This is a genomic window from Thermococcus sp. (assembly GCF_015523185.1).
GTDB lineage: Archaea > Methanobacteriota_B > Thermococci > Thermococcales > Thermococcaceae > Thermococcus.
Window position 1 is genome coordinate 1 of record NZ_WAKV01000010.1, and the last position, 9454, is coordinate 9454.

The 9454-nt window shown below is 50.2% G+C and carries 7 protein-coding genes, 2 tRNA genes and 1 pseudogene; 4 read left to right on the forward strand and 6 right to left on the reverse strand.

Translation table 11 applies throughout. The features are described 5' to 3' along the window. Nucleotides 1–970 (forward strand): hypothetical protein (locus F7B33_RS00815; RefSeq protein ID WP_297072600.1); only part of this gene is annotated, 970 nt, incomplete at its 5' end. A gap of 40 nt (nucleotides 971–1010) precedes the next feature. On the opposite strand, the gene trmBL2 is transcribed toward F7B33_RS00815, so the two are convergent. From trmBL2 to F7B33_RS00830, 3 genes are all read right to left on the reverse strand, one after another. Beyond that, nucleotides 1011–1805: an HTH-type transcriptional regulator TrmBL2 gene (gene trmBL2, locus F7B33_RS00820; RefSeq protein ID WP_297062289.1), complete on the reverse strand. Its 795-nt coding sequence runs from the start codon at nucleotides 1803–1805 to the stop codon at nucleotides 1011–1013. Between the two features lie 295 nt (nucleotides 1806–2100). Next, nucleotides 2101–5775, reverse strand: a complete 3675-nt coding sequence (gene rgy / locus F7B33_RS00825; RefSeq protein ID WP_297062275.1) for a reverse gyrase — start codon at nucleotides 5773–5775, stop codon at nucleotides 2101–2103. Nucleotides 5776–5814: 39 nt separating this feature from the next. Beyond that, nucleotides 5815–6315 (reverse strand): SWIM zinc finger family protein, encoded by a 501-nt coding sequence (locus F7B33_RS00830; RefSeq protein ID WP_297062291.1) that lies wholly within the window; start codon nucleotides 6313–6315, stop codon nucleotides 5815–5817. A gap of 91 nt (nucleotides 6316–6406) precedes the next feature. On the opposite strand from F7B33_RS00830, the gene F7B33_RS00835 reads away from it, so the two are divergent. Continuing rightward, complete coding sequence (locus F7B33_RS00835) at nucleotides 6407–6643, forward strand: hypothetical protein (RefSeq protein WP_297062292.1); 237 nt, start codon at nucleotides 6407–6409, stop codon at nucleotides 6641–6643. On the opposite strand, the gene F7B33_RS00840 is transcribed toward F7B33_RS00835, so the two are convergent. Further along, on the reverse strand, nucleotides 6640–7893 hold the full coding sequence (locus F7B33_RS00840) for a DUF4139 domain-containing protein (RefSeq protein ID WP_297072604.1): 1254 nt from the start codon (nucleotides 7891–7893) through the stop codon (nucleotides 6640–6642). The two genes, F7B33_RS00835 and F7B33_RS00840, sit on opposite strands and share 4 nt — an antisense overlap. Before the next feature lie 141 nt (nucleotides 7894–8034). Here F7B33_RS00840 and F7B33_RS00845 point away from each other — a divergent pair, with 141 nt between their 5' ends. Continuing rightward, complete coding sequence (locus F7B33_RS00845) at nucleotides 8035–8733, forward strand: acetate--CoA ligase family protein (RefSeq protein ID WP_297072602.1); 699 nt, start codon at nucleotides 8035–8037, stop codon at nucleotides 8731–8733. Nucleotides 8734–8818: 85 nt separating this feature from the next. Here F7B33_RS00845 and F7B33_RS00850 read toward each other — a convergent pair. Continuing rightward, nucleotides 8819–8893 (reverse strand) — tRNA-Cys (locus F7B33_RS00850). A 20-nt stretch (nucleotides 8894–8913) separates the two neighbouring features. Then, nucleotides 8914–8999, reverse strand: a tRNA-Ser gene (locus F7B33_RS00855). An 84-nt stretch (nucleotides 9000–9083) separates the two neighbouring features. On the opposite strand from F7B33_RS00855, the pseudogene F7B33_RS00860 reads away from it, so the two are divergent. After that, a pseudogene (locus F7B33_RS00860) lies at nucleotides 9084–9454 on the forward strand (hypothetical protein); the annotation flags it as partial.

A 9454-nucleotide genomic window follows, 5' to 3' on the forward strand; every position in this document is an offset into this window, starting at 1 on the left:
CTTTGCCCCAATGGCATCGGCAGTTTACTCTGTGAAGCTCAACGGTTACCTCTACGTTGTCAGTTACAAGGTTTACTCCAACGGGACAGCGGCATTAATCAATGCCGAAATCGACAACACGGGAACCACCTGCGACATGGCAGGAAACTGCTGGATGTCAGTTTATGGCGGTTACGAATATCTTCTTTATTATAATGGTTCTCGGCTTTTTCTCTTGAACTTTACATGGTGTCCCCCAACAACGCCAATCCCAGCGTACGTTAACGGCACTTGGTACCTGAACGTAACCGCCTGCGGGATACTCCACTACGTTTACAGGTTAAACCTCACGAGGTTCTGCATTAACGAAGTCACGGTCAACTGGTCCCAACTCATAAGAAACAGCACTTTCACCAACACACTAAACGGTTGGGAAATTGTGGTTCCGAGGGAGTTTTTGCCTTCTCCTGACTATGGGTCTTTTAAAGCCTACTTCTTCGTTGGTGTGAATTCAAGCGTTTCGAAACCCACGAGCGTTCCACCGTTCCTGGCAATACCTCCCCACTCAAAGCTCCCGGTTTACTTCCTCCTCGAAAAGGACGGCCAAGTGAAAAACGTGACGCTCTTCTACATCAACTCGACTGAGAACTTAACCGGCTTCTGGTTTCCGAGTAATGTTAAAATCGTTAACGTAACGTTCTGCAAACCAGTTGTTACTCCAGAAAACGCTATTTCGAACGAGACTACAACCCAAACGAACGCTCGGGAAAACACCACAGTTCATACCACGAACGCCAGCAGGGGAACGGTTACTCCGATTAAACCGGCGAACACGACTTGGACGTCACCAAGCACTAGAGAGAACACTACCTCCCCATACTCAAGTGCAACCAAAACTTCAACACCCACCAAAAAGAACATCTGCGGACCTGCTTTTTTAGTCTTGATGGTAACAGCTGTGCTTGTTGCCCGAAAGGTTAGAAGGCGTTAGACCGTTCTTCCTTGTTTTTCAAAAATAGAAAGATAGAAAATCAGACCTTCTTAGCCTTCTCCCAGTACTCGTTGAACTTGGCCTCAAAGAGGTCCCTTATCCTGAAGTCCTTAATCCAGACCTGGGTCTCGTAGTTGAAGTAACGAGCCGCCATATCCTCAAGGGCAAAGAAGACTTCATCGTCGCAGATGAGCATCGGGAGGTCGAACTTGTCGAGAACCCTTAATTCAAGCTTGCCCTTCTTGGCGTAGTCGAGAATCTTTGAGCCCTCAATCCTCTTGAGGACGGGTTCAGTGACGATTATCTTGGCCTTAGCGCCGTTGTCAATGGCCTTAATGAGGTCGTTTTCAAGGTTGATTGCAATGTAACCATCGTCAGCTAAGAGAATCTTCTCCTTCACGTCCTCAAACATCTCCTTAGTCTTCAACGTGGCGTTCCTGATTCCGCGGACGACCCAGACGCGCTCAACGCCGTATTTCGGAATCTCGGTCTCAATGAGGGGCTTCATGAGCTGGAGAAGCTCCTCCTTGGCCTGTTTCTTGGCCTCAAGCTCTTCCTTAACGCGCTCCTGCCACTCCTCGATGAACTTCTCGAGGATGTTCTCTGGGTGAACTGGCCTGTACTTGTTGACCTTACCCGGCTGGCTTATGGCGAAGCCCTTCTTTTCGAGGCTCCTGAGGACGTCGTAAGTCCTCGGTGCAGGAACTTCAGAAACGCTGGCAAGCTCAGCTGGAGTAAGAACGCCAAAGCCGACTAGAGCCACATACGCCCTGGCCTCGTAGAGGTTCAACTCGAAGTGTTCCTGAAGGAGTTCCACCATTCTGTCCTTAACCATATTTACCACCACCACATTTTCTACCTATATTTTCTGTTGATACCCATTATAAACTTTTTCCAAACGCCTAGAGTGTTGTAGACAAATACCCCTAAATTGGAGGCAGTGACTCAGCAGGATAAAACTTGGATTGTATGGACACGCAAAGGCATTACTAAGTAGGGAGTTTTAAGGTTTTTGGTATTACTATCAAATCAGACGACAACCATAAACTAAAGTTTCACAAGAGGGTCATAAAAACTCGAAGTTAGGGGGTAAGATAGTTACCAAAAGAACATGAAGCAGGAATTCCAGTTTACTCCTGCCCATAGAGGTACATCTGAATTTCCCTGTAGAGGTCGTTCAGGACTCCCATATAGTCTTCCTTTCCTTCCTCGATGAGGTCCATAATCCTTTCAAGCTCCCTTGTGCGCTCCTCACTGACGAGGTCGCGGTACTTGCTGACGAGATAGTGGTAGACCTTGATTCCCTTCTCGGTGGGGACGAGCTTTTTCCTGCCTCTCGTCTCAACAACGTAACCACGTCTTATCAAAGTCTCAACGATTTTGGCGTAAGTTGAAGGCCTTCCTATGCCGCGCTCCTTCATTAGGGCTATTATGTCACCCTGAGTGTATAGCGAAACCTTGGGTGCCTTCCACTTCTTAGATTCAATGACCTTAAGCCCCATCCCCGGCTCCAGCTTAGGTAACTGTCTCAGCGACGGGTTCCTCAGCCTCGTCCAGCCGTCTTTGATTATCTCAACGTAGCCCTCAAGCTCGACCATTCCAACACCCGCGTTTATAACGGCCCTTTCGTAGAGGATCTTGGCCGGAACCATCTGGCTCGTCATGAAGCGCCTGAATATCATGTCGTAGAGGCGATAATGGTTTCTCGTTAAGGCTCTCGGGAGCTGAATTATTCCATCCCTAATCAGTTGCATTAACCTTCCCGTGTCTATTGGCCTCGTTGGCCTTATGGCCTCGTGGGTTCCCTCTTCGCCCCAGTGTCGTGGTTTGAAATACTCCTCACCGAGTTCTTGAGTTATATACTCTCTCGCTATCTCTATTCCAGTGTTGCTGACATGAGTTGAGTCAGTTCTGTGATAAGTAATCAAACCCATCTCGAAGAGGTCTTGAGCTAAGCGCATCGTCTCAGGTGCCGACAACTTTAGGAAAGTCGATGCATCGCGGAGCATGGTATCAGTTGTGTAAGGAGGAGTTGGGTTTAATTCCCTCTCCTCAAGGTGAACCTCTTCAACGGTGACGTACTCGGGGGGCTCGACATTTTTGCCATCTTTCCCGAGCTCAACGGTAATTTGAAGGCTGTTCTCAAGGGTCAAACCGAGGAAGTAGACCTCACTCTCTCTAAATTCCTTGTATCTCTCAATAATCCAGCCTAGAACCGGCGTCTGAACCCTTCCGGCGGAGAGGTTCCTGTTCTCAAAAACCCTTTGGAGCTCACCGCTCAGCTCGAAGCCAATCCACCTGTCCTCTATTCTCCTCACAATCTGAGCCTCGACGCGATTCTCGTTGACATCTCTAGCTTCCTCGATGGCCTTTAGTATGGCAGGCCTCGTGACCTCGTGGAACTCCGTCCTCTTGATGTTAGGCGTGTATGGACTGAGTATGTTTCTGATATCCCATGCTATTTTCTCACCCTCCGTATCTGGGTCTGTCGCTATGAGTATCTCATCAACTTCTTGGGCGATATCCCTCATGGCTATAACGTTCTCCATGGCATCGCGAACGTTCCTGCTTCCACAGCGCGGGCAGACGCCTTTCTTCTCCCAGTCAACGAACTGGTAACCACAATCACGACAGCGCTTTATGGTATCGTAAACGGGGATGAACTTGAGCATATCATCTTTCCTCTCTACGAGAACACCGTGGTAGCCTTCGTCCGTCACGAGGTCAAACATATGCCCGCCGCTTGCGAGAATCGTCAGCTGTCTGTTACCCATACTGACCTCATAAGCGACCAAATCACCGATGCGCCTTTTACTTGGCTGGCCGAAGAAGTTCGCTATAGTTCTGGCCTTGTTAGGACTCTCAACAATCATGAGGGCAGATTTGACGAGGTCTTTAACCTTTAGGCTTATCTTGCCCTCCATCACAAGTCTAACCTTCTCCCTGTCCTCATCTATCTCCCTGAGAACCTCATCAAGGTTAAGCTCCTCAAAGGGAACCATCTTAAACTCTGTGAAGCGCCAGCTCATCTGCCTGACAAGACCATTGAAGACCTTCTCGTTGTCAACTATAAGGACGCTCAAACCCTTTGTTATCCCACCCGCGAAGAGTCTGCTCGTCCTTCCGGTAGCCTGAATGTAAGTCCTGACATCTGGGATTTCAATGAACCACTTGTTCCCTTCTTTCACGAGACTGACGAAGGGGTCATCGGCGAGCCTCTTAAGCACTTCCTCCTTTCTCAAAACCCCGCGCAGGAACTCAACGAGTTCGCGGAATACATTGAGGACCGTTCTGTGGAAGTCGTTCTCTATTGGAAGACCCTCCGCCAGAGCCTCCTCAATCTTCATCAGCTCAAACTGGGGTATGTTCCTTATGAGCCTCCTGAGCCTTGCATAGAGCTTTTCAGCCTTTTTCCTGTCTTCATCATCGAGAAAATCTATAACCTCACTAAGTAAACCCAGTGCCCTGTATATTGTTGGCCTTTCAAGGTCTATGGAAAAGCGGAACTTCGGCACACCTGTGAAGACAGCATAGCGGATTAGATGGGGCAAGTCGAGGCCCCTAGCGATAGAGCCGTAATATGTAGCGACACCGACGAGGTAATCAGCTTCTCCATTCTCAAACTTCTCAACGGCCTTCTTGTTTTTTGAACTCGCAAGTTCGACCTTAAATCCACGCTCCCGGAGATGGTTGACAAGCTCCTCCGCATAGCTCAGCCCTTGGTCTATAGGAACAAAGATAAGACCACCCCTTCCAAGCCTCTTGAGGAGCTCTTCCACGTGCTCCTTAACGTCTTTACTTGGTCTCAGGTAGCTGTCCACGACGTTTCTGAGGGCGCTCCTTCCAGAGCCAACTTCGAAGCCGAGCAACTCGCGGTAGAGCTTTATCCTGTCTCCCCTCGCGCTTCCCGTGGCCGAGGCGATAATCATTATCCCGATTCTATTTTTCCGCTTGAACTCCTCAATCTCACGCTGGAGCTTCTCTATTCCCCGGTTAAGCTCTTTCAACCTCTCTTCCCTGTCTTCGGCTCTACCGTTCAGGTACCTACTCATCTGCTTCTTCAGCCTAATTATCTCCCATGCCTTGGCTATTATCTCCTCTGTGAAGCCGAGCAGGAAAAGGGAGCGGTCTATGTTCTTGCTCGCTTTAAGGAAGGCATCAACGTCATCAACGAAAATGAAGTCGAAGTGCCTCCCTTTAAGTTTCTCATCGAAGTTCCTGGCGAGCCACTGAGCGCTGGTTACGAGGATGTCATACTCGCCAGAGTCTATGAGGGCAAGCATTTCCTCCTTTTCCTTTTTCCTCAGGTTACCGTGATAGTAGGCGAGCCTTACGTTGAGGTCAGTCCTATCTAAAATCGCCTGAATCTTTTTCACAGTCTGGACGACGAGGGGAGTGGTGGGGACAACGATGTAGCTCTTCTTGCCCTTCTTTGCGTAATAAACGGACATGAAAGCTCCAAAAGTGCTCTTACCCATTCCAGTTGGAGCTATAATAGAGAAACTCCTCCCCTTCAAGAGCCTTTTGACCCACGTCCTCTGGGCACTCCAGAAGGTGAATCCAGTGGCTTTTCTGAAGAACTCCTCGACATCTCTAAGACCCTTCTCAAGGGAGTAAATTTCTTCCCATGCCTTAAGCTTCTTTCTCTCCTTCAGAGCTTCCCTCACAGCCCTGACGAGCTCAAAGTAATTCTCAGCGGTGACAGGGTTATCGAGACAGCTCTCACATGGGTTCTTCATCACAAGCCTCTCGTCGGAGATTCTACCCGAGCAGTTGGGACAGACTTCCCTGTAAATCGCCTTCATATTCCCTCCCTCTAAGTTGTTGTTTCGGCCGGTGGGCCCTTATAAGGGTTCCTTTTCGAGGGTGTTTTTGACTACCCTGTAAGCTTTCCTTAGCCCCGTTACCAGGGCATAGTCATGAAAAACGGAGGAGTACTCCTCAAGGGCTTCACCGAGAGGGTAAAGATACTCTCTGGCACCTGTCTCACGAACGAGCCTAAGCGCACGGAGAAAGAGCATGGCACTCTCACTTCCACTCTCATCCCTCTTCAGGGAGCTAAAAAGCTCCGCGATGGTAACTTCTAGGGCAAGTCTTGGAACACGTGAGAGATAATCCCAAGCAACGGCCTCGGGGTTCATCGGCTCAACGTTGCCGGCATCGAAGTGGAGCCCCTTCTCATAGGCGTCTCTAACCGCTGCGACGTGTTCACAGTTTCCCCCAAGAGGACAGGTGCAGAGACTCTTGTCAGAGAAAAGGTCAACCTCAACGTAGTATGGATAATCGTCAAGAACCTTTGAGTAGAGTTTGTTTCCGGATTTGAGAACCCAGAGGACCTTCGCCATCGTTACCACTCCAGAAGGTTAGACCGTGTGGATTTAAGCCTTTCGGCGAAAGGGTTTTTAACGTTAAAGAATACTATCCACGGTGGTTACCATGGAGGACGTTTTCGAGCTGGCCCGGAGGTACCACGATGAACTTGGGATAAATGAGCCAAGTCTCGCGACTATGGCGGCTGAGTTCTTCGACGACCTCGGCCTCAAAATGGCCGAGTTTCTTAGAAAAGAGGGCTACAACATCGTGGGCACTAAGTTCATAGACTACGACAAGAGCCTCGTGATGGAAATAACGAAAGGGGATAAGGGCTTCGAGATAACCCTGAGGAAGAGCTAACACTCGTACTCGAAGGTTATCTCCTCCTTTTCTCCGGGCCTAAGCGTCACCATGAACTCGACGTAGTCGGCCGTTTCATCAACTGGCTGAACGCTGGAGTACGTGACCTTACCCCACTTGTGGTGTCTGACGATAATCCTCTTCGTCTCGTTCCTGAAGTTCTGAAGGGTTATCCGTATCCTGTAGTGCTCGCCGTCATTGCTCTTCTCCAGGACAGTGGTGGTGCCTCTAACGTCGTAGTCCCTGCCGATACCTATCCTGACAACGCCATCCTTGGGGGTGTGGTCTATCCCCGTCTCTCCAATCAGCAAAACTCCCTCGTTGGTCTTCCTGTATACCTCCACTGTTCCAGCTGGAAGAACCCTGTCCGTCTTAAAGGAGATGGACTCGTAAACCGGCCCCTCCCTACTGTAGGCCCAGCTCTCGTAGAGGTACTCCCGCTCGAAGGGGGCCTCAAGGGTTACATAGGGATAAACCATGGTGCTTCCTGCCTTAACGACAACAATACCGAGGCGGTAGAGGTAGAAGGCCTCAACCTTCTCAGGGGAGCTTACAGCGACACCATCTGCCTTCTCGTATGGAACTGGAGTTGGGGCGCGTTGCCCGAGGTTAACGTCGCCGGCAACGAGGAGAACGTTTGCCCCGGAGAATTCTACCCAAGTCGGATTCCTTATGACAACGTAGCCCCTTAACTCCGCCGTCTCATTGAGGTAAAGCCTGTAACGGCCCTCCCATCTGATTCCAGAGACGCGATAGCTGACGCTAACCCTGTACTTACCAGCCTTTTCGGCCCTGAGAACGGCGTAAATCCTGGAACCTCCAGCATACTTGGTTTTGATGTAAGCCACCTCGCCAAGGTTTATCATGTAGTAGCCATCACCCTCAACGGCGAGCTTGCCGTCCCTGATTCCGAGGTACTTCCCGGAGATTTTCTCCCCGCTTTTCAGTCCGACCTCAACGTCGTTACCCATACTGCGCTCGCCCCCAGAGAGTCCGAGCACCGAGATACCGTCGTCGAGTGGCCTCAGAGACATCTCGGCCAAGTCGATTCCTCCAATGCCTTCCAGTGGAATCTCATTGATTCCCTCCCTGAGTTCGACTTCCATCGTTCTCTCAACCATGCCAATGCCGGCGGAGTTGTAGAGAGCAATCATAACATCATCCGTTGAAGCCCTCTTACCCTGAAATGAGAGGGATACAAGAACAATGACAACAAACAAGGCGATTAAAGGAAAGAACTTCCTCACCATACTGCTCACCACTCAAACTTATCCCTTGCCTATTTATAACATCCCACAGCTTCAAATGGGCTTGAACCAAAACTTTGCAAATGGAAACCCTTTTAACCTTCCCCTCTGAGTGATAAACGTCAGGCTTACGGGGTGATTGAGATGAACCGTGTTGAAGAGGCAAAGAAGATAATCGAAAAGGCCAAGGCCGAGAACAGGCCGCTCGTCGAACCCGAGGCGAAAGAAATACTCCGCCTCTACGGTGTTCCGGTTCCCGACTTCAAGGTTGCCACCAACGAAGAGGAAGCTGTTAAGTTCGCCCGCGAAATCGGCTATCCTGTGGTTATGAAAATCGTCTCTCCCCAGATTATCCACAAGAGCGACGCCGGTGGAGTTAAGGTCAACATAAAGAACGACGAGGAAGCTAGAGAAGCCTTCAGAACCATTATGGAGAACGCGAGGAAGTACAAGCCAGATGCAGACCTCTGGGGTGTCATAATCTACAAGATGCTCCCGCTTGGTAAGGAAGTCATCGTCGGTATGATACGCGACCCGCAGTTCGGTCCGGCTGTGATGTTCGGTCTCGGTGGAATTTTCGTTGAGATACTAAAGGACGTTTCATTTCGCGTTGCGCCCATAACGAAGGAAGAGGCCCTAGAGATGATAAAGGAGATAAAGGCCTACCCGATTCTCGCTGGAGCACGCGGTGAGAAGCCTGTTGATATAGAGGCCCTTGCTGACATCATTGTCAAAGTTGGCGAACTTGCACTAGAGCTTCCAGAGATTAAGGAACTCGACATCAACCCTATTTTCGCTTATGAAGACGGTGCCGTTGCCGTCGATGCCAGAATGCTTCTCTGATTTTTCTTCCTCTTTAAAAAACTGAAACTTACCGCACGACCATTCTTTGAATTGCCTTTTCAGGCATTCCCCTAAAAAAGTAGGTTGGAGCCGGGACCGGGATTTGAACCCGGGTGGAAGGGATCTGCAGTCCCTCGCCTCGCCTCTAGGCTATCCCGGCACTGAACCAAGAGAAATTAATGGCGCCGCGGCGGGGATTTGAACCCCGGTGGGCACCGCCCACCGGCTTAGCAGGCCGGCGCCCTACCAGGCTAGGCTACCGCGGCACGCCCGAGGTATATGAGCGGGGGAGGGTTTTTAAGTTTTTTGGCGGGGCAAAGCTTTTACATTCTCGAAAAGAGTCACCCACAATGGTGGAGCTATTCAACTCAAGGCTCTGTACCATCTGCAAGGGCAGGAAACTGCTCTGTGGCAGGCCTACATGCCCCATTCTAGAGCGCTTTAGGGTAGCCCAGACCGTTGAGCGGAGGTTAAACAAACGCCACCTCTTTGGTTCCTCTCCGCCAAGCATCTTCGTAGGCGAACACGGCTACCCCAAGGTTAGAATCGGCCCCCTCGTTCCTCCGGTTGAGGGAAACACAAGTTATCTCGACAGCCCCATCAAATGGGAGAACAAGACGATACGGGATATTCTCTACTACCGCTCCCTCTTGGTGATGGGTGAGACGAGGGCAGATGTGAACGTCAGGAAGAGTGGTAGAATCCTGAGCGAGGTTCAAGA